Raw genomic sequence first — 20,578 nt, forward strand, 5'->3', positions numbered from 1 at the left:
TAGTCGGGTTCAGCCGATACGACAAACCGTGTTGCCATCCGAATTTTCGGATACAAGCGCGGGTATGGCCACTCTCGCATTCCCGACTCCGGCGGTTCCCGCCGAACCGCTCCAGCTGCCCCGCAACGTCGAAGCCGAGGCCGCGATGCTCGGCGCGATGATGATCGACAATCGCCTCGCCGACGATCTGGTCGACCGGCTGGAGCCGGCCCACTTCTACGAACCCGTTCACGGCCGCATCTTCGCCGCGATCAAGACGCTGCGGGTCAACGACATGCTGGCTACGCCCGTGACGCTGCGCCCGATGTTCGACGCGGACGAGGGGATGCGCGAGCTGGGCGGGCCGTCTTATCTCGCCAGCCTGACTGGATCGGGCGCCGGCCTGATCGGCGCGCGCCAGTTCGCGACCCAGATCTATGACCTCGCCATGCTGCGCGCGCTGGTCAGCGTCGGCCGGACACTGGTCGAGCGGGCGATGGACACCTCGGAAGAGGTCAACCCACGCGCGCAGATCGAGGCGGCGGAGGAGGAATTGTACAAGGTCGCCGGCGACGGCGGTGCGGACAATGCCACCAAGAGCTTCGCACAGGCGACGACGATGGCGGTCAAGATGGCGGAACGCGCGCTGAATTCCGGCGGTAACCTGTCGGGCGTCACCACCGGCCTCGACAGCGTCAATTCCAAGATCGGCGGCATGCATCATTCCGACTTGATGATCCTGGCGGGGCGTCCCGGCATGGGCAAGACGTCGCTGGCGACCAACATCGCCTTCAACGCGGCGCGGCGCTGGATGCGCGACATGCAGGACGGGATTCCGCCGGCTGAATCGGTCGGCGCGAAGGTGGTGTTCTTCAGCCTGGAAATGAGCGCCGACCAGCTGGCGACGCGTATTCTGGCCGAACAATCCGGAATCAGTTCCGAATCGCTGCGCATGGGCAAGATCAGCAAGGCAGAGTTCGGCCAATTGGCGGCAGCGGCAGCGGAGTTGGAGACGTTGCCGCTGTTCATCGACGATACCGGCGGCCTGAGCATCAGCGCGCTGCACACCCGCGTGCGGCGTCTGCAACGGCGGCACAACAACGAGATCGGGCTGGTGGTGGTCGATTACCTCCAGCTGCTGACCGGTGGTGGCAAGGGATCGAAGGAGAACCGCGTGCAGGAAATCTCTGAGATTTCGCGCGGATTGAAAACGCTGGCCAAGGACATGAACGTGCCGGTGCTGGCGCTGTCGCAGCTGAGCCGCGCGGTCGAAAGCCGCGAGGACAAACGGCCGATGCTGTCCGACCTTCGCGAATCGGGGTCGATCGAGCAGGACGCCGACATGGTCTGGTTCGTGTTTCGCGAGGATTATTACACCGCCCAGCGCGAACCGAAGCGGCCGATGGAAGGCGACGAGGCCAGGGTGTTCGAGGATCACGCCAAATGGGCGAGCGACATGGAGCGCGTGTTCGGCCTCGCCGAGCTGATCGTCGCGAAGCAGCGCCATGGTGCGACCGGCAAGGTGGTGCTGAAGTTCGATCCGACGATCACGAAGTTCAGCGACTTCGCGGGATATTGATCGGCAGAGCGGATCATCCTCTTCCGACCTATCGTCCCCGCGAACGCCGGGATGGCGGGGTATGGGAGGAGACCGGCTGAAAATTCAGCCCATTATCAGTAGTCAGCACCGGCCCGTTCAGCCTAGAGCGAGGTGAATGGTGCGAGGGCCGGCGCGGTGTCGCGTGAGAGGGTCCCGGAAGGAACAGCATGATGAGAACCACAGCGACGGTGGCCATGGCCGCCATGCTCCTGCCGGCGATTCCGGCTACGGCGCAGGTGGTGCAGGTGCCGGTGCCGCCCTCGGCTGCCGTAGCGCCACCGGTGGTGATGCCGACGATGCCGCTGCCGCAGTTGAGCGATGCGCAGGCGTCGCAGCTAGCCGCCCTGCTGGCGCGCGACACGCTGGCGCAGGGCCTAGCCGTGGCGGCGCCACAGCCGATGGATGCGGCGGCTCGAGATCGGCTGGTGCGCGATGCGCTGGATCATGCCCGCGCAGTGCATGCCGGACGACTGGCCGAGGCGGATTTCCAGCGCGACTGGGGATTGCGGCCACCGGTATTCGATCCGTTGCCGGGCTTTGCCGATGCCGTGAAGCGCGATCGTATCGCGGCATGGTTCGCGGCATTGCCGCCGCCCTATTCGGGCTATGACGGGCTGAAGGCGGGGCTTGAACGCTATCGCAGCATCGCTGCGGCGGGCGGCTGGTCGACGTTGGCGGCGGGACCCGATCTGGCGATGGGTGCGACCGGCGCGCGGGTGCTGGCGCTGCGTCAACGACTGGCGGTGGAAGACGCTGACGTCGCTGCGAGCGGTTCCAGCTTCGATGCCGCACTGGTCGAAGGCGTCCGCCGCGCGCAGCGGCGCTACGGCCTGAACCCTACTGGTACGGTCGCCGGTCAGACGCTGGCGGCGCTGAACATCCCCGCGGCGGCGCGGGTGCGGCAGATCATGGCGAACATGGAGCGGTGGCGCTGGCTGCCGCAGCAACTGCCGCGGGACCGTATTCAGGTGAACATCGCCGCGGCGGTGCTGACCGTGTTCGATGGCGACGCACCGGTCATGTCGATGCGTGCGGTCACCGGCCGACCGGGGGATGAAACGCCGATGCTGTCGTCGACGATCCACAGCGTCGTGATCAATCCGCCGTGGAACGTGCCGACGTCGATCGCGACGAAGGAGCTGTGGCCGAAGGAAAAGGCCAGCCCGGGCTATTTCAAACGCAACGGTTTCCGCGTGATCGACGGCACCCGCCTGCAACAGCGGGCGGGCGACCAGAGCGCGCTCGGCCGCTACAAGTTCGATTTCGACAACGCTTTTTCGGTGTATCTGCACGACACGCCGTCGCGTGCGAAGTTCGCAAGCTTCAGCCGGCTGGCGAGCCACGGCTGCGTGCGGCTGGAAAAGCCCGCCGACCTCGCCGAACTGCTGTTGAAGGGCGATCCTGCCTGGACGCCGGAGGCGATCGCCGCCGCCGTGGACAAGGGCGACACGGTGCGGGCGCGGCTGACCAAGCCGGTGTCGGTGTATCTGCTGTACTGGACTGCCTTCGCCAGCGGTAACGGCCAGATGAATTTCCGCGCCGATCCGTATGGCTGGGATTCGACTTTAGCGTCGAAGATCGAGGCGCGCTCGGCGACGCAACTGATCGCGGCACGGTGAAGGGGACGAGAATGATGCAATATCGCAGGATCAGGATCGCCGTATCGGCGACCGCGGGGCTGCTGGCGCTGGCGGCCTGCTCGCGAAACGAACCGGAACAGCCACCGGTCGAAAACGCGGCAGTCGAGGAGATTGCTCCGGACGAGGCGCCGTCGCCGGTCGAGACGCCATCGGCCGCGCCGACCCCGGCAGCGATCGACAACAGCGTTGCGATCGCGCCACCGCCCGTCGAGGAGATCGCACCCGACATGCAGGTGCTCGACGATGCCGACGCGACGGGCATGACGGCGCGGGTGTCGCGCGACGAGGCACCCGCCGCCGATCCGACGCCGTCCGCGCCGGGCAACGACGAGGCGGCGCAATAACGACGGGCTCGATAGCCGGGCCCTTCCATTCGGACCACAACCATCGGGTAGCGTAGCGATGACCATGTTCCGACGCGCATTGGGTATGATGCGCGGCATGCCGGCGTTCTGGTGCATGCTGGCGGCGATGTCGGCAGTGACGACGCTGGCATCGCCGGCGTCGGCGGCGACGCGGCCGGTATCCGCCATCCTGATGGATGCGGACGACGGCAGCATATTGTACGCCGAGAATGCCGGGATCGTCCGGCGGCCGGCGTCGCTGACCAAAATGATGACGTTGTTTCTGGTGTTCGACGCGCTCGACGCCGGGACGTTGCGACCGGGTGATCCGGTGCGGATCTCTCGCTATGCCGCCAGTCAGCCGCCGTCGCGGGTCGGATTGCGTCCGGGGGCGTCGATGACGATCGATCAGGCGATCCGGGCGATCGCCGTGGTGTCGGCCAACGATGTTGCGGTGGCGCTGGCAGAGACACTGGGTGGAACCGAGGATCGGTTCGCCCGGATGATGACGGCCAAGGCTCGCGCGCTCGGGCTGGAGGATACGTCGTTCACCAACGCATCCGGCCTGCCCGGCCACAATCTGACGACGGCGCAGGACATCGCCCGACTGTCGCTGGCGCTGCTGCGCGATCATCCGGATCGCTATGCGGCGTTTAGCGTGCGATCGTTCAGCTGGGGCAAGCGGCGTGTAAAGAGCCACAACCATCTGCTCGGCGCGTTTCAGGGCGCGGACGGGATCAAGACCGGCTATACGGCGGAGGCGGGCTTCGCGCTGGCGGCATCGGCGAAGCGTAACGGGCGCCGCCTGATCGCGGTGGTGATCGGCGAGCGGTCGGTGCAGATCCGCGACCGCAGGGTGGCAAAGATGCTGGAGGAAGGATTTCGGGGTCTCGCGCCATCAGGCGCCGTGGCGAGCAAGACGACGCGCGCCGAAGAGGGGCTGCTGGGGCCGGGCTTCGCGGCGACGATCGCCGCGCTGGGCGCGGCAGCGGATGCCGACGAAACGCCGGAAGGCGGCGGCGGGGACTGAGCGGCGCTCCGCTGGTCCGCAGCCTTCACAGGCGCTATAGCGGGGCATGCTCCGCATCACCGAACTGAAGCTGCCCCTCAATCATCCGGAGGAGGCACTGGCGGCGGCGATCCGCAATCGCCTGCGTATCACGCCGCGTGACCTGATCCGCTACACCGTTGCGCGCCGGGCGCATGACGCGCGCGACAAGATGGACATCCACTTCGTCTATTCGATCGACGTGACGGTAAAGAACGAGCCGCAGGTGCTGGCTCGCTTCAAACGTGATCGCGACGTCAATATCACGCCCGACACCGGCTATCGCTTCGTGACAAGGGCTCCCGCGGATTACGCCGGGCCACGCCCCGTGGTGGTGGGCGCGGGGCCGTGCGGATTGTTCGCCGGGCTGATCCTGGCCCAGATGGGCTTCCGGCCGATCATCCTCGATCGCGGCAAGCTGGTACGCGAGCGGACCAAGGACACCTGGGGACTGTGGCGCCGCAGCGAGCTGAACCCCGAATCGAACGTCCAGTTCGGAGAGGGCGGAGCAGGGACCTTCTCTGACGGCAAATTGTGGAGCCAGATCAAGGACCCGCGCCACCTCGGCCGCAAGGTGCTGACGGAATTCGTCAAGGCGGGCGCGCCGCCCGAGATCCTGACCGAGGCGCATCCGCATATCGGCACATTCCGGCTGGTGACGATGGTCGAGAGCATGCGCGCGACGGTCGAGGCACTGGGCGGCGAATACCGGTTCCAGCACCGCGTCGACGATATCGAGGTGGACACGGCGGCGGACGGCAGCCGGCGGTTGCGCGGCCTGACGCTGCAGACCGGCGAACGGATGGAGACGGGGCCGGTTGTGCTGGCGCTCGGCCACAGCGCGCGCGACACGTTCCACATGCTTCATGATCGCGGCGTGCATCTGGAGGCGAAGCCGTTCTCGATCGGGGTGCGGATCGAACATCCGCAAAGCTGGATCGACGAGGCCCGGTTCGGGCCGTGCGCCGGCCATCCCGATCTGGGGGCGGCGGCGTACAGCCTGTCGCACCATTGCACCAACGGACGAACGGTCTACAGCTTTTGCATGTGTCCGGGCGGCACCGTCGTCGCGGCGACAAGCGAGCCGGGGCGGGTCGCCACCAACGGCATGAGCCAATATTCGCGCAACGAACGGAACGCCAACTCCGGCATCGTCGTCGGCATCGATCCGGCACGCGACTACCCGGGTAATCCGCTCGCCGGGATCGAACTGCAACGGCATTGGGAAAGCCGGGCGTTCGAGGTCGGTGGCGGCGATTACAAGGCACCGGCGCAGCGGCTGGGCGACTTCCTCGCCGGACGGCCCTCGACGCAGCTTGGCAGCGTGATCCCGTCCTATCGCCCCGGCGTGCACCTGACCGACCTTGCCGCGTGCCTGCCCGACTTCGCGGTCTCCGCGATGCGCGAGGCATTGGTGGCGTTCGGTCGCGAGATTCCGGGCTATGACCATCCCGACGCGGTAATGACCGGCGTCGAGACCCGCACGTCGTCACCCGTGCGGATCACCCGCGGTGACGACTTCCAGAGCATCAACACCGCCGGGCTGTATCCTGCGGGAGAGGGGGCGGGTTACGCTGGCGGCATCCTGTCGGCTGCGGTCGACGGCATCAAGATCGCGGAAGCGGTGGCGCGCGGCCTGATGGCGGAACGGGCCGGCTCCGCTCGACTGGCAACCGCCGCGTGACGCGAATGAGTTTCAGTCCGCAACGGTCTTGTTTGTCGACGGTCGAAGTTCTATACTGAGCGATATGGAAAGCGTTGCAACTCTGCCCCACAAGGGTCGCCCGCGGGAATTCTGCACCGATGCCGCGCTGGCGGCGGCGCTGCGCGTGTTCTGGAGCAAGGGATATGAAGGTGCCTCGCTCGCCGACCTGACGGAGGCGATGCAGATCACGCGTCCCAGCCTGTATGCCGCGTTCGGCAACAAGGAGGCCTTGTTCCACAAGGCACTCGATCTCTACGAGGCCGAGAAGCTGGAATATACCCGCGTCGCACTGGAACAGCCGACCGCGCGCGCCGTCGCCGAGCATTTCATGCGCGGCGCGCTCGCGATGCAGACCAGCCAATGCGATCCCAAGGGGTGCCTTGGCGTGATCAGCGCGATGGCCTGCGGTGCGGAAGCCGAATCGATCAAGGCCGACGTGATCGCCCGCCGCGCATCGTCGCAGGCGGCACTGGTAGACCGATTCGAACAGGCGAAACGCGACGGCGACCTGCCCGCGCACGTCGATGCCCTTGGCCTGACCAGTTATCTCTACGCCCTGTTGCAGGGCATGGCGGTGCAGGCCGGATCGGGTGCCACCCGTGCCGAACTCGAGCGGCTGGTCGACACCAGTCTCGCGGTCTGGCCGAGCCGTTGATCGCACGGCCGCCGACGATTTCCTGAACCTTCCAGACCCATCTGTGGCAGGTCGGTAGTCGATGAACGTGCCACGTCGGATCTGGTTGGGCCTGCTCGCGGCGGCGGTGATCGCCGCATTGCTGGCGATCGGGAACCGCTGGGTCGACACATCGGCACGTGCGGCCGCGGATCGCAATGCGCTGGCCCTGGCGCGCACCCATCGGGGCCTGCTCGAAAGCGAATTGCAGAAGTTCCGGCTGCTCCCGCTGGTGCTCGCCGAATACCCCGACGTCGCTTCTGCCATCGGCGGCAGCGATCCCGCCGCGGTGGGCCGGCTCGACCGCACGCTGGCATCGCTCGCGGCACGTACCGACGCCGCCGCCCTCTATGCCATCGACGCGAAAGGACGCGCGCGCGCCGCCAGCAATTGGCAGCAACCCACGAGCTTCGTCGGACAGGATTATACCTTTCGCGGCTATTTCACCGAGGCGATGGCGCGTGGCGGTTCGGAGCTGTTTGCGCTCGGGTCGGTTAGCGGCCGGCCCGGCCTGTATCTCGCGCGGCGGATCGACCGCAATGGACGCAAGCTGGGGGTGATCGTCGTCAAGGTCGAGTTCGACCGGCTGGAACGTGAATGGGCGCGATCGCCCGGCGCGACGATCGTCGCCGACCAGTTCGGTCTGGTGCTGATCACCAGCGTGCCGGGCTGGCGGTTCCATCCCACCCGCCCGCTCGATCCCCGCACGTTCGCGACGATGCGACGGTCGCGCCAGTTCGGTGCGATGCTGTCTGCCGACGCCGCCTTTACGCGCGACGGGCGCGACGTGGTGATACCGGGCCGGCGGGGAACCGAACGCTTCCGGCTCGCGATGCTGACGGCGCCGCTCGCGGGCGCCACGCTGATGCATCTGTCCCCCCTTGCGCCGCCGCTCGCCGCCGCGCGGTCGCAGGCGTTGTCACTGGGGTTTGCACTGCTGCTGATCCTCGGCCTGTCCGGCGGGATCGGCCTGCGGGCGGCGGAGCGGCGACGCCTGCAACGCCGGGCGCGCGTAGCACTGGAGGAAGAGGTGATCCGCCGGACCGCCGAGTTGCGCGATGCCAACGCCCGACTGGTGATCGAATCCGAGGAGCGCGCCGGCGCGGACCGGCGGTTCCGTGCCGCGCGCGAGGAACTGGCGCAGGCGAACCGGCTGGGATCGCTGGGCCAGATCACTGCCGGGGTAGCGCATGAGATCAACCAGCCGCTCGCCGCGATCCGCACTTTCGCCGAGAACGGCTCGAGGTTGCTGGACCGCGGTGCACCCAATCTGGCGAGGGAAAATCTGGGGCGGATCGTCGGCCTGACCGAACGCATCGGCACGATCACGGGCGAACTGCGCGCCTTCGCACGCCGCCGCACGCCATCGCGCGGGACGCCGACCCTCGGTTCGGCAATCGATGGCACGATGCTGCTGATCGGCGATCGCGCCCGGCCAGTCGTGGTGGACGACATTGCGGCGGAGACGCGTGCATTGTGTGTCGACGGCGACCGTATCCGGCTGGAGCAGATCCTCGTCAACCTGATCCAGAACGCGCTGGACGCGGTGGAAGGCCGGCCCGACGCGCGGGTGACGCTGTCGGCGGAGCGGCAGGGGGCTAAGCGATTGCTGGTCCGCATCGCCGATAACGGTCCCGGGGTCGATGCCAGTCTGGACGACACGCTGTTCACCCCGTTCGCATCGGCCAAACCCGAAGGACTCGGGCTTGGTCTCGCCATCGCCCGCGACATCGCGCGCGAATTCGGTGGCGAGCTCGCGCTCGTCGAGACTGCCGGGCAGGGCGCGGTGTTCGAACTGACGTTGTCGATCGCATGACGGCCGGCGCCGATCAGACCGTCTACTTCGTCGAGGACGACGACGCCCTGCGCTTTGCGACGACGCAGGCGCTTGAGCTCGCCGGATTGACCGTGCGCGCCTTCGCCGGGGCGGAAGCGGCACTGGCGGCGATTACGCCCGATCTCGACGGCGTCGTCGTGTCCGATATCCGGATGCCGCGCATGGACGGACTGCAGTTGCTCGCCCGCCTCCGGGACATCGACCGGGATCTGCCGGTGATCCTCATTACCGGGCATGGCGACGTGCCGATGGCGGTCTCGGCGCTGCGCGATGGCGCATGGGATTTCCTGACCAAGCCGTTCGCGACCGATCACCTGATCGCGACGGTCAGCCGTGCGCTGGAGCGGCGCGGGTTGCTGGTGGAGAACCGCCGGCTGCGCGCGGCGGCGGCGGCAGGCGAGGCGGAAAGCCCGTTGATCGGTGACAGTCCAGCGCTGGTGCAATTGCGTGCCACGATCCGTCAGCTGGCGCAGGCGGACGTCGACGTTCTGGTGGAGGGAGAGACAGGGACCGGCAAGGAGCTGGCGGCATTGATGCTGCATCGGCTGGGGCCGCGTCGGTCGCACCCGTTCATGGCGGCGCATTGCGCGGCATTGACCGACGAGAATGCCGGGATAGAGCTGTTCGGCCATGCGGCGGACAGCGTGCCGCATACCCGGCTGGCGCGGACCGGTACGATCGCGCTGTCCAGCGGCGGCACGTTGCTGCTCGACGAGGTCGGCGATCTGGGGCCGGCCAGCCAGGCCGCACTGTTGCGCGTGATCGAGGAGCGCGAGGTGCAGCCGATCGGTGCCGCGCGCGCGGAGGCGCTCAACCTTCGCGTCGTCGCGACCAGCAGCGTCGATCTGGCGAAGGCGGTGCAGGACGGCCGGTTCCGTGGCGACCTGTATCACCGTCTCGCCGCGACCCGCCTGCACATTCCGCCGTTGCGCGAGCGCGAACACGACCGGATGATCCTGTTCGTCGCCTTCGTCGATCAGGCGCGCGATCAGCTGGCGCAGCCGGATTACGTCATCGACGAGGCGGACCGCCGCCACGTCCTGACGCATCACTGGCCGGGGAACGTCCGCGAATTGCGCAACTATGCGTTCGATCGCGTCCTGAGCTTCGGCGGCGCGGCGGCGGGCGATGCCGGCATCCGCGACCTGCCGACCCGCGTCGCCGATTTCGAGGCCGCGACGATCGTCGACGCCCTGCGCGCCTGCGGCGGCAACGTCGTGCGGGCGGTCGACGTGCTCGGCATCCCGCGCAAGACGCTATACTACAAGCTCACACGCTACGGCATCGATCCCGACGCGTTCCGATCGTAGACGCGGCCATAGGTGCGGTTTCATCATTGCTATCCAGCCGTTCGGTTCTCGTCTCCGCTAAAGAGCTTGAGATCCGGAATCGGACGAAGGTTGAGCTTTCTTACGCTGGAACCCGCGCCTCTGCGCGCAGGACGTCGATCTCCCGGTCGACAATCGCGATCAGCGATGTGATCAGCTGATCTGTTGGAATGTGCGGTCGAACCAGCCGATGGTGCATCAACCCGAGGCTCATCGTCAGGATCGTATCGGCGAGCGTTGCCCGCCGCTCCGCCAGATGGTCGCCCGGCGCGAGCATCTCGACCGCTTTCAGCATCTGCGCACGGACATCCTCGTGGATGACATTGAAGATATTGGCGATCCGCGTGTTACGCGCGGCTTCGGCCACGATCTCCGCGAACAATTGCTCGCCGTCCTCATCATCGTCGTCGGGCTGAACGAACTGATGCAGCCAGTCGCGAACCTGCTCGTCATCGCCCTGCTGGATCGCGAGTCGTAGCGAATTAGCGGCCATGAACGTGCGGCAATCGGCATTGACGATCGCAGCGACGATATCCTCCTTGGCGGAAAAATCCCGATACAGCTGGCCAACCGCGACACCCGATTCCTTGGAAATCTGGGCGATCCCGGTCGCGTGAAATCCGTTTGCGATGAATAGCTTACGTGCTGCGTCGATGACGAGCTGGCGACGCATCTCCAGCTTGTTTTTTGACGCACCGCAACAAATTTCCGATCCGATCATTCCATCCTCGTCCCGGCGAGCCTTGACGCCAATTCACAAGAGGTAGTAGCAGGGCGTGAGTGATCGATCACTCACAATTTTATCAGCGGACATTTTGGCATGGCGAATAAGCGACACGGAGTGGCGGTGCTCGCGTTGGCACTGGCTCTGGCGGCGTGCGGGGGCGGCAACGAGCAGCAACAGCAGGCGCCGCAGGGCCCGCCCAGCGTTGGTTATGTCGTTGTTCGCCCGCAGGCGGTGACGCTCACCAACGAGCTACCCGGCCGCACCACCGCGTTCGAAACCTCCGAAGTCCGCCCGCAGGTCAACGGTCTCGTGCTGGACCGGTTGTTCGTCGAGGGCGATGTCGTCCGCAAGGGCCAGCCTTTGTACCGGATCGACCCGTCGCCGTATCAGGCGCAGGTCGCCAGCGCCCGCGCGGCGCTGGCGCGTGCGCGTGCCAGCATTGCCTCCAGCGCGGCGCTGGCCCGCCGCTACGGCGAGTTGGTGAAGATCAACGCGATCTCACGCCAGGATCTCGAAAACGCACAGACGACGGCGCAACAGGCGCAGGCGGATGTGGCCGCGCAGCAGGCGGCGCTGCGTACCGCGCAGATCGATCTTGCGCGCACCACCATCCGCGCGCCGATCACCGGCCGCATCGGCCGCTCGGTCTTCACCACCGGTGCACTGGTGTCCGCCGCGCAGACCGATGCGCTCGCGACGATCCAGCGGATCGACCCGATCTACGTCGATATCCAGCAGTCGAGCGCCGATCTGCTCAAGCTGCGCCAGCAGATCATGAACGGCCAGCTGACGCGCGACGGCAATGCGCCGGTCAAGCTGAAGCTGGAGGACGGCAGCGATTACGGTCCGCAGGGGACGCTGCGCTTCGCCGACGTCACCGTCGATCCGACGACCGGCTCGCAGGTCATCCGTGCGCTGTTCCCCAATCCCAACGGCCTGCTGCTGCCGGGCATGTTCGTCCGCGCCTCGCTGGCGCAGGGAACGGATCAGAATGCGATCCTGGTACCGCAGCGCGCGGTGACGCGTGACGAAAAGGGCAATGCGACCGTGATGGTCATCGGGGCGGACAACAAGGTGCAGCCGCGCGTGCTCCAGACCGGACGGACGATCGGCGACAATTGGCTCGTCACCGGCGGTCTGAAGGCGGGCGACAAGGTGATCGTCGAGGGCGGCATGATGCTGCGCCCCGGCATGGCCGTGCAGGGCAAGCCGTGGAACCCCAACGCGCCCGCCGCCGGAGCCCAGCCGGGCAACGGCGCCGGTGCACCCGCAGCGCAGGCGAAGTAACCCCAGATGTCACGCTATTTCATCGATCGGCCCATCTTCGCATGGGTCATCGCCATGGTGCTGATGCTGGCGGGCGTGATCGCGATCCGCAGCCTGCCCGTCGCCCAGTTTCCTGAAATCGCCCCGCCGGCGGTGGCGATCACCGCCACTTATCCGGGTGCCGATGCCGAGACGCTCGAACGCACGACGACGCAGATCGTCGAGCAGCAGCTGAAGGGAATCGACAACCTGCGGTACTTCTCGTCCTCGTCCTCGTCGGCAGGTACGGTGACGATCACGCTGACCTTCGAACAGGGCACCGATCCCGACATCGCTCAGGTGCAGGTGCAGAACAAGTTACAGGCGGCGACCCCGCTGCTGCCGCAGGAAGTGCAGCGCCAGGGTATTCAGGTTACCAAGTCCGCTGCCAGCTTCCTGTTGGTCGTAGGTCTCGTCTCGACCGACGGTTCGCATGACAATACCGATCTGTCGGACATGGTCGTGTCGAAGTTCCAGGACCCGATCAGCCGCGTGTCCGGCGTCGGCGAGCTTCAGGTGTTCGGCGCGCAATATGCGATGCGGATCTGGATCGACCCGATCAAGCTGAACAGCTTTGCCCTCACCATCGCCGACGTTACCGCGGCGGTGCAGGCGCAGAATGCTCAGATTTCCGCGGGCCAGATCGGTGCACAGCCGGCACCCAAGGAGCAGATGCTCAACGCGACCGTTTCTGTGCAGTCGCGCCTCCAGACGCCGGAGCAGTTCGGCAACATCCGGCTGAAGACGTCCGCCAGTGGCGCAGTCGTCCGACTCAACGATGTCGCCCGCGTCGAGTTCGGCGCCGAGAATTACGGGTTCGACGTCCAGTACAACGGCAAGCCGGCATCGGGCTTCGGCGTCCGTCTCGCCGCCGGGGCCAATGCGCTCGACACCGTCGAACTGGTCAAGCAGCAGGCGCAGTCGATCGGCAAGACGCTGCCGAGCGACGTGAAGGTCATCTATCCCTACGATACCACGCCGTTCGTGCGGCTGTCGGTGGAACAGGTGATCCACACGCTGGTCGAGGCGGTGATCCTCGTCTTTCTTGTCATGTTCCTGTTCCTCCAGAACTGGCGCGCGACGATCATTCCGACGATCGCGGTGCCGGTGGTGCTGCTCGGCACGTTCGGCGTGATGGCGATGGCAGGCTTCACGATCAACACGCTGACGCTGTTCGGCATGGTGCTCGCGATCGGACTGCTGGTCGATGACGCGATCGTCGTGGTCGAGAACGTCGAACGTCTGATCGTCACCGAACATCTCAGCCCGAAGGAAGCGTCGCGCAAATCGATGGACGAGATCAGCGGCGCGCTGATCGGCATCGGTCTTGTGTTGTCGGCGGTGTTCCTGCCGATGGCGTTCTTCGGCGGCTCGACCGGCGTGATCTACCGTCAGTTCTCGATCACGATCGTCTCTGCAATGGTGCTGTCGGTGCTGGTCGCGCTGATCCTGACGCCGGCGCTGTGCGCGACGATCCTGAAGCCCCACGATCCTGACAAGAAGCAGGGCAATGGCCTGCTGTCGCGGTTCTTCGGCTGGTTCAACCGCAATTTCGATAAGGCGCAGCACAAGTACGAGGGCGGTGTGAAACGCACCGCCCGCAGCTGGAAGCGGTCACTGCTGGTGTACGTGCTGATCGTCGCCGGCATGGTCTTCCTCTTCACGCGCCTGCCGTCGGGCTTCCTGCCTGACGAGGATCAGGGGACGGTGCTTGCGCTGGTCCAGGGGCCGGCCGGTGCCACCAGCGCACGTACCGAGAAGGGCCTGAATCTCGTCCGCGACCACTTCCTGAAACAGGAAAGCGCCAACGTCGCCGGCGTGTTCACCATCAACGGTTTCAGTTTCGCCGGCCAGGGCCAGAACGCCGGCCTCGTCTTCGTCAATCTCAAGCCGTGGGAAGACCGCGGCGGTGCCGAGAACAAGGCGCAGGCGATCGTCGGGCGTGCGATGGGGACGTTCGGCCAGTATAAGGACGGCATGATCTTCGCGCTGGTGCCGCCGGCGGTGCAGGAGCTAGGCAATGCCACGGGCTTCGATGCGCAGTTGGTCGATACCGGCGGGATCGGTCACGAAAAGTTGGTGCAGGCACGCAACATGATGCTCGGCATGGCCGCGCAGGACCCGCGCCTGGCGCAGGTCCGTCCTCTCAGCCTCGACGACGCACCGCAGTTGAAAGTCAATATCGACGAGGACAAGGCGCGGGCTCTCGGGCTCGACCTTTCCGACATCAATACGACTATTTCTACCGCGTGGGGCGGGGGCTACATCAACGACTTCATCGATCGCGGGCGGGTGAAGCGGGTCTACATCCAGGCGGATGCGCCCTACCGGCTCGCGCCGGACGATGTCGGCGACCTGTACGTGCGCAGCAGCAACGGGCAGATGGCACCGTTCACGGCATTCTCGACGCTGGAATGGGCCAATGCCCCGGTGCAGCTGACCCGCTACAACGGACAGCCGGCGATGCAGATACAGGGTTCGCCGGGAGCGGGCCTGAGCACCGGAGCGGCGATGACGGCGATGCAGGAGATTCACGCCAAGCTGCCGCCGGGGACTTCGCTCGAATGGACCGGTCTCTCGTTCGAGGAGCGGCTGTCGGGTGGTCAGGCTCCGGCGCTGTACGGCCTGTCGCTGTTGATCGTGTTCCTGTGCCTCGCCGCGCTGTACGAAAGCTGGTCGGTGCCGATCTCGGTGCTGCTGGTCGTGCCGCTCGGCGTCCTAGGTGCGGTTTTGGCTGCATGGCTGACTGGGCTGAACAACGACATCTATCTGCAGGTCGGCCTGATCACCACGATCGGCGTGTCGGCGAAGAACGCGATCCTGATCGTCGAATTCGCCGAGGAGCGGATCAACGAGGGGATGAAGCCCTTCGACGCGGCAGTGGAGGCCGCCAAGCTGCGCCTTCGCCCGATCCTGATGACGTCGCTGGCCTTCATCTTCGGCGTGCTGCCGTTGGCGATCTCGACCGGCGCGGGCGCGGGCGGGCAGAATGCGATCGGTCGCGCCGTGGTTGGCGGCATGCTGTCGGCGACGGTGCTCGCGATCTTCTTCGTGCCAATGTTCTTCGTCGTGGTGCTGCGCCTGTTCGGGCACGGTGGCGAGGCGAAGCCGGTGGTCGAGGACCGACCGCATGATGACGATACGCCTGATGACGGCGCGCGCGGGCCAGTTCCCGCGCCGCAGGGAGCGTGAGTGTGATGAATAGTAAATGTGTCCTCGGCCTGCTCGCGGCCACGGCGCTCGCCGGCTGCAACCTGGCGCCGAAGTATGTACGCCCGGTCGGCGCGGTCCCGGCGGCGCTGCCGCAGGGCGGCGTCTATCCGGCGGCGGCGACCGACGCGCCCGACGTGACGAAGATCGGCTGGAGGACGTTTTTCACGGACGAGCGATTGCGCGACACGATCGCGCTGGGGCTCGAGAACAACCGCGATCTGCGCGTCGCCGCGGCGAACGTATTGCAGGCTCGGGCACAATATCGTGTTTCACGCGCCGATCTGGTGCCGTCGACCACGGTGTCCGGATCGGGAACCTACACCAATAACATCCAGGGTGCGGCCGGTGCGCTGGGCGGTGCGGCTGGTGGCGGTACATCCGGGGGTGGTGCGGGTGCTGGAGCAGGTGCCGGGGCGGGCGGCGGCGGCGCCGGCGTTGGAACCGGCGTAGGCGGGGCATCGTCGAACCTGGAATTCTATTCCGTCAATGCCGGCTTTTCGGCGTTCGAGCTCGACCTGTTCGGGCGGGTGCGCAACCTGAACCGCGCGGCTCTGGAGCAGTATTTCGCGACGGAAGAGGCGCAACGATCAACGCGGATCAGCCTGATCGCGGAGATTGCGACGGCCTGGCTGACGCTGGCGTCGGATCAGGATCAGCTGCGTATTTCGCAGGATTCGCTGAAGTCGTTCGAACAGTCGCTGGAGCTGACGCGGGCGCAGTTCCGCATCGGCGTAGCGTCTGAACTGGAAGCGCGGCAGGCTGAGACGACCTACCAGACGGCGCGCAACGATATCGCGGTGTTGAAGACGCGGGTTGCGCGGGACAAGAATGCACTCGACCTGCTGGTCGGCACGTCCGTCGGCCCCGAACTGCTGCCGCAGGGGCTGGGTAATGGCGATGCCGCGTTGCAGGTGCTGCCGGCAGGCGTCGCATCCGACGTGCTGCTGCGGCGGCCGGACGTGTTGCAGGCCGAGCATCAGCTGATCGCACAGAACGCCAATATCGGTGCGGCGCGCGCAGCCCTGTTTCCGCGCATCTCGCTGACAGCGACGTTGGGTACGATCAGCACGGCGTTGAGCGGGTTGTTCTCGGGCGGCAGCTTCACCTACACCGGAGCGCCTTCGGTTTCGCTGCCGCTGTTCGATGGCGGACGCCTGCGCGGCAACGTGGACGTCGCACGGGCGCAACAGCAGTCCGCGGTCGCGACCTATGAGAAGACGGTGCAAACCGCGTTCCGCGAGGTTGCGGATGCGCTGGCGCAGCGCGGCACGATCGACGAGCAGATCGCCGCACAGACGGCCCGGGCGAATGCGGCCGACGTCGCGTTTCGGATTTCCGATGCACGATACCGGGCGGGGGTGGATTCCTTCCTCACCACACTCGACTCGCAACGCAACCTCTACACGGCGCAGCAGCAGCTGGTGACGACGCGACTTTCGCGGGGGAGCAATCTGGTCGAACTGTATCGGTCACTGGGTGGCGGGCTGGAGTAATCCCGCTCGGGCCGCGTTGACGGCCGGCGCCCGGATCGGCGCCAGGTTGTCGAGGAACTGCGCCGCGCTGTTCGCCCAGGTGAAGCGGCTGGCATAGGCGGTGCATCGGGCACGATCGCGGGTGTTGGCTCGATGTATCGCCGTTGCCAGATCGGCGTGGATCGCGCCGATGCTCTCGTCGAGGATGTCGAGCGGCCCCGGAGCGGGAAAGGCGGCAACAGGCGTGCCGCATGCCAGCGCTTCGATCATCACCAGACCAAAGGTGTCGGTGAGACTGGGAAAGACCAGCACGTCGGCGCTGCGATAGGCTGCCGCCAGATCGGCGCCGAATTTGGCGCCGAGGAACCGCACGTGGGGATAGCGGGTGGCCAGCATTGCGCGTGCGGGGCCGTCGCCGACGACGACCTTCGTGCCGGTGACGGGCGTTTCTAGGAACGTCTCGACGTTCTTCTCCACCGCGACGCGCCCGACGTAGAGCAGGATCGGGCCAGCAAGCGCTTCGATCGCGGGATCGTGCGCGCCGTCGGCGGAGAAGGTCGAAAGGTCGACGCCACGGCCCCAGCGTCGCAGCGACGAAAGGCCGTGCGCACGCAATATGGCATCGACCGATGGCGTCGAGGTCAGGATCGCGTCGGCGGGGGCGTGGAACCACCTGATATAACGCCAGATCCATTCGGGATTCGCGCCGGTGCGCGTCGCGACATAATCGGGAAACTGGGTGTGATAGGCGGTCGTGAAGCGCAGCCCCCTGGCGACGCACCAACGCCGGGCGGCCAGACCGAGCGGGCCTTCGGTGGCGATGTGGATCGCATCGGCGTCGAAGGCGCGGATGAGGCGACCGATCGTGCTGCCCCGTGCCAGCGCCAGCCGGATTTCGGGATAGCTGGGGCAGGGCAGGTTGACGAAGCGATCGGGCGAGATCGTCAGCACGGCATGCCCCTGCGCCTCCAGTTCCTTGGTGACCGCGGTCAGCGTGCGCACGACGCCGTTGACCTGCGGGGTCCAGGCGTCGGTGACGAGGGCGATACGCATCAGGCGGCCAGCGTTCCGGCGCGGTCGCCCGCGTCGCGTCTGGCGATTTCGTCCGCCCAGTGCAGCAATTCCATGCGTCCGTCGAAATGTTCGACCAATGCGGTGCAGCCTTCCACCCAGTCGCCATCGTTATAGTAAGCGACATCGCCGATCTGGCGGATTTCGGCGGTGTGGATGTGGCCGCAAACGACCCCGTCGACGCCGCGGGATCCGGCGGCGTGCGCAACGACCTCCTCGAATTGCGAGATGAAGGCGACGGCGTTCTTGACCTTGGCCTTGGCGTGCTTCGACAGCGACCAATAGGGAAGGCCCAGTCGCCGCCGGGTGAAATTGACCCATTGATTGACGACCATCAGCGCGGTGTAGGCACTGTCGCCGACCAGTGCGACCCAGCGGTGCGCGAGGGTGATCGCATCGAATTCGTCACCGTGCAGGACGAGCAGACGACGGCCGTCGGCGGTGGTATGGATCGCCTTGCGCCGGATCCTGACGCCGCCGAAGTCGAGACCGGCGAACTGACGGAAGACCTCGTCGTGGTTGCCGGGGATGTAGGTGACGCGGGTGCCACGCTTGGCGCGTTTCATCAGGCGCCAGACGACGTCATTGTGCGCGGCCGGCCAGTAGAAGCGCTTCTTGAGCCGCCAGCCGTCGATCATGTCGCCGACGAGATAAAGCTGCTCGCTGTCGACGTGGTCGAGGAAGTCGATCAGCATTCCGGCATTGCAGCCGCGTGTGCCGAGATGGACGTCGCTGATCCAGATCGTGCGGAAGCGGCGGCGAGTGACGCCGGTGCGCTCCGGCAGCGTCGGACGCTGCGGCGTGAACGCAATGATGTCGGCGGTGATCTGATCGTCGGTGGTCATGCATGGCCCCCCGGAACGCGCTGTTCCTGACGAAGGCTATGCCCGTGCGATGTTACGGCCCGGTCACGGCAGCGTTACGGATGTGTGGCGGTCGATGAGCGCTGGTCGGGCGCCTCAACCCATCGTCGTGCGCAGTACCGTCAGCAGGAGCCAGTACAACGTTCCCGCCAGCAGCATCGCGGCCGGCAGTGTCATGACCCAGGCGAGCGCCATGTTGCGGATCGTGCGCCATTGCAGTCCCGCGCCGTTGGCGACCGACGCGCCCGCGACGCCCGAGGACAGGATGTGCGTGGTCGAGACCGGCATCGCGAAGCGTTCGGCGAGCAGGATCGTCGCGGCGGTCATCAGTTCCGCCGCCATGCCCATGCCATAGGTCAGATGCGTCTTGCCGATCCGCTCGCCGACGGTGACGACGATGCGCCGCCAGCCGACCATCGTGCCGAGGCCGAGCGCGATCGCGACGGTGACCTTGACCCACAGCGGGATATAGCGGGTGCCCTGTTCCAGCGCGTTGCCGTACCCTTTGATCCCCTCGATCTCCTGTGCCGTAAAGCGGCCCTTGGCGCCCTCGCTGGCGACGACCATCTTGCTGGCATCGAGGACGAGATACATGTCGCCGCGCAAGTTCGGCGTGGCGGCGGCGGGAACCTTGCCGAGCGAACCGTAGCTTTCGAGTCGGTCGCCGACGTCCCGCGACAGGGACGACAACGCCCCGTACACGGCAGGGGTGTCGATAAGGCGATTGGCCAGACCCTGCGTCACGGTCGCACGGGCGGCGTCGATCGAGGTGGGCTCGGGCCCCGGCTGACGTGCGAAGATGGCTTGCGCGGCGCGCGCCTGCTGGACGAAGGCGGGTGTCGCGCTCTCCGGCACCGTGCGGTTGAGGGCGTAGGCGGTGGGGGCGCAGCCGATCAGGATGAGCATGATGAGACCCATGCCCTTCTGCCCGTCGTTGCTGCCGTGCGCGAAGCTGACCGCGGTGCAGGTAAGGATCAGCGTGGCACGGATGCCTTTCGGCGGCGGCGCACCGACGTCGGGCGCACGATAGAGCTTGGGGTCGCGCAGGAAGCGCTTCATCACGAGCAGCAGCAGGAGCGCTCCGCCGAAGCCGATCAGCGGGCTGACCATCAGCGCCGACAAGACCTTTTCCGCCTGATGCCAGTCGACGCCGGAGGTGCCGCCGGTGTTCGACAGCAGCTGGTTGGCGAGGCCGACGCCGAGGATCGAGCCGATCAGCGCATGGCTGGAAGAGTTGGGCAGGCCGACGTACCAGGTGGCGAGGTTCCACAGCACGGCCGCCAGCAACAGCGCGAAGATCATCGCGAACCCGCCCGCGGACCCGATATGCAGGATCAGTTCGACCGGCAACAGCGTGATGATTGAATAGGCGACGGCGCCCGATGAGAAAAGCACGCCGAGGAAATTGAAGAAACCAGACCAGACGACCGCGAGCGGCGCGGGCATGGCATGCGTGTAGATGACAGTGGCAACGGCATTGGCGGTGTCGTGGAAGCCGTTGACGAATTCGAACCCGAGCGCGATCAGCAGCGCCAGCCCCAGGAACATGAATACGCCGGTGGCCAGCGTTTCGCCGACCTCTGCCGTGTCGGCGATGATGCTGGCCCCGGCATAGCCGAGCGCACCGATCAGGACCGCGAGGAATATCCAGCGCCCCGCCGGATGCAGGTGGCCATCGAGGCGGGGACCGCGCGCCGCCGTGGAAGAAGGTGCTGCGTGGACCATGGTAGCCATGACACCGCCGGTGGACCCGCAATGTGACGGGTTCGTGAC

The 20,578-nt window shown here is 66.4% G+C and carries 15 protein-coding genes; 11 read left to right on the forward strand and 4 right to left on the reverse strand.

The window, feature by feature from the left end; translation table 11 throughout:
* Window positions 1–64: 64 nt before the first annotated feature.
* From LRA87_RS03865 to LRA87_RS03900, 8 genes are all read left to right on the forward strand, one after another.
* Window positions 65–1,558 (forward strand): replicative DNA helicase, encoded by a 1,494-nt coding sequence (locus tag LRA87_RS03865; RefSeq protein WP_230629435.1) that lies wholly within the window; start codon window positions 65–67, stop codon window positions 1,556–1,558.
* Between the two features lie 191 nt (window positions 1,559–1,749).
* Entirely contained in the window at window positions 1,750–3,198 is a 1,449-nt protein-coding gene (locus LRA87_RS03870) for a L,D-transpeptidase family protein (protein WP_443024837.1), read from the forward strand.
* An 11-nt stretch (window positions 3,199–3,209) separates the two neighbouring features.
* Window positions 3,210–3,563, forward strand: coding sequence for a hypothetical protein (locus tag LRA87_RS03875; RefSeq protein WP_230629437.1), 354 nt, complete (start codon window positions 3,210–3,212; stop codon window positions 3,561–3,563).
* A gap of 58 nt (window positions 3,564–3,621) precedes the next feature.
* Window positions 3,622–4,593 carry a D-alanyl-D-alanine carboxypeptidase family protein gene (locus tag LRA87_RS03880; protein ID WP_230629438.1) on the forward strand — a complete coding sequence of 324 codons (972 nt, stop codon included), beginning with the start codon at window positions 3,622–3,624 and terminating at the stop codon, window positions 4,591–4,593.
* Window positions 4,594–4,639: 46 nt separating this feature from the next.
* Window positions 4,640–6,295 (forward strand): NAD(P)/FAD-dependent oxidoreductase, encoded by a 1,656-nt coding sequence (locus LRA87_RS03885; protein WP_230629439.1) that lies wholly within the window; start codon window positions 4,640–4,642, stop codon window positions 6,293–6,295.
* Between the two features lie 64 nt (window positions 6,296–6,359).
* The gene (locus tag LRA87_RS03890; RefSeq protein WP_230629440.1) at window positions 6,360–6,971 is read left to right on the forward strand and encodes a TetR/AcrR family transcriptional regulator; all 612 of its coding nucleotides are present in this window, start codon (window positions 6,360–6,362) and stop codon (window positions 6,969–6,971) included.
* A gap of 61 nt (window positions 6,972–7,032) precedes the next feature.
* The gene (locus tag LRA87_RS03895) at window positions 7,033–8,805 is read left to right on the forward strand and encodes a sensor histidine kinase (RefSeq protein ID WP_230629441.1); all 1,773 of its coding nucleotides are present in this window, start codon (window positions 7,033–7,035) and stop codon (window positions 8,803–8,805) included.
* On the forward strand, window positions 8,802–10,136 hold the full coding sequence (locus tag LRA87_RS03900; RefSeq protein WP_230629442.1) for a sigma-54-dependent transcriptional regulator: 1,335 nt from the start codon (window positions 8,802–8,804) through the stop codon (window positions 10,134–10,136). The genes LRA87_RS03895 and LRA87_RS03900 overlap by 4 nt, the downstream gene beginning before the upstream one ends.
* Window positions 10,137–10,236: 100 nt before the next feature.
* Here the strand turns inward: LRA87_RS03900 and LRA87_RS03905 are convergent, their stop codons facing one another.
* A complete protein-coding gene (locus LRA87_RS03905; protein ID WP_230629443.1) occupies window positions 10,237–10,827 on the reverse strand; it encodes a TetR/AcrR family transcriptional regulator in 591 nt (196 codons plus the stop codon).
* Window positions 10,828–10,974: 147 nt separating this feature from the next.
* Between LRA87_RS03905 and LRA87_RS03910 the strand changes: the two genes are divergently transcribed.
* The 3 genes from LRA87_RS03910 to LRA87_RS03920 are packed head-to-tail and all read left to right on the forward strand — an operon-like array spanning window position 10,975 to window position 16,892.
* Window positions 10,975–12,168, forward strand: coding sequence for an efflux RND transporter periplasmic adaptor subunit (locus tag LRA87_RS03910; protein ID WP_230629444.1), 1,194 nt, complete (start codon window positions 10,975–10,977; stop codon window positions 12,166–12,168).
* Window positions 12,169–12,174: 6 nt separating this feature from the next.
* On the forward strand, window positions 12,175–15,378 hold the full coding sequence (locus tag LRA87_RS03915) for an efflux RND transporter permease subunit (RefSeq protein WP_230629445.1): 3,204 nt from the start codon (window positions 12,175–12,177) through the stop codon (window positions 15,376–15,378).
* 5 nt (window positions 15,379–15,383) lie between these two features.
* Window positions 15,384–16,892 (forward strand): efflux transporter outer membrane subunit, encoded by a 1,509-nt coding sequence (locus LRA87_RS03920; RefSeq protein ID WP_230629800.1) that lies wholly within the window; start codon window positions 15,384–15,386, stop codon window positions 16,890–16,892.
* Here LRA87_RS03920 and LRA87_RS03925 read toward each other — a convergent pair.
* The 3 genes from LRA87_RS03925 to LRA87_RS03935 all read right to left on the reverse strand — a co-directional run bounded on the left by LRA87_RS03925 (window position 16,869) and on the right by LRA87_RS03935 (window position 20,539).
* Complete coding sequence (locus LRA87_RS03925) at window positions 16,869–17,924, reverse strand: glycosyltransferase family 4 protein (protein WP_230629446.1); 1,056 nt, start codon at window positions 17,922–17,924, stop codon at window positions 16,869–16,871. The two genes, LRA87_RS03920 and LRA87_RS03925, sit on opposite strands and share 24 nt — an antisense overlap.
* Complete coding sequence (locus LRA87_RS03930; protein WP_230629447.1) at window positions 17,924–18,787, reverse strand: UDP-2,3-diacylglucosamine diphosphatase; 864 nt, start codon at window positions 18,785–18,787, stop codon at window positions 17,924–17,926. Before LRA87_RS03930 ends, LRA87_RS03925 begins: the two co-directional genes overlap by 1 nt.
* Before the next feature lie 114 nt (window positions 18,788–18,901).
* Window positions 18,902–20,539, reverse strand: a complete 1,638-nt coding sequence (locus LRA87_RS03935; RefSeq protein ID WP_230629448.1) for an inorganic phosphate transporter — start codon at window positions 20,537–20,539, stop codon at window positions 18,902–18,904.
* Window positions 20,540–20,578 lie beyond the last annotated feature (39 nt).

It is taken from the genome of Sphingomonas sp. Leaf37, assembly GCF_920939475.1.
Taxonomy (GTDB): domain Bacteria; phylum Pseudomonadota; class Alphaproteobacteria; order Sphingomonadales; family Sphingomonadaceae; genus Sphingomonas.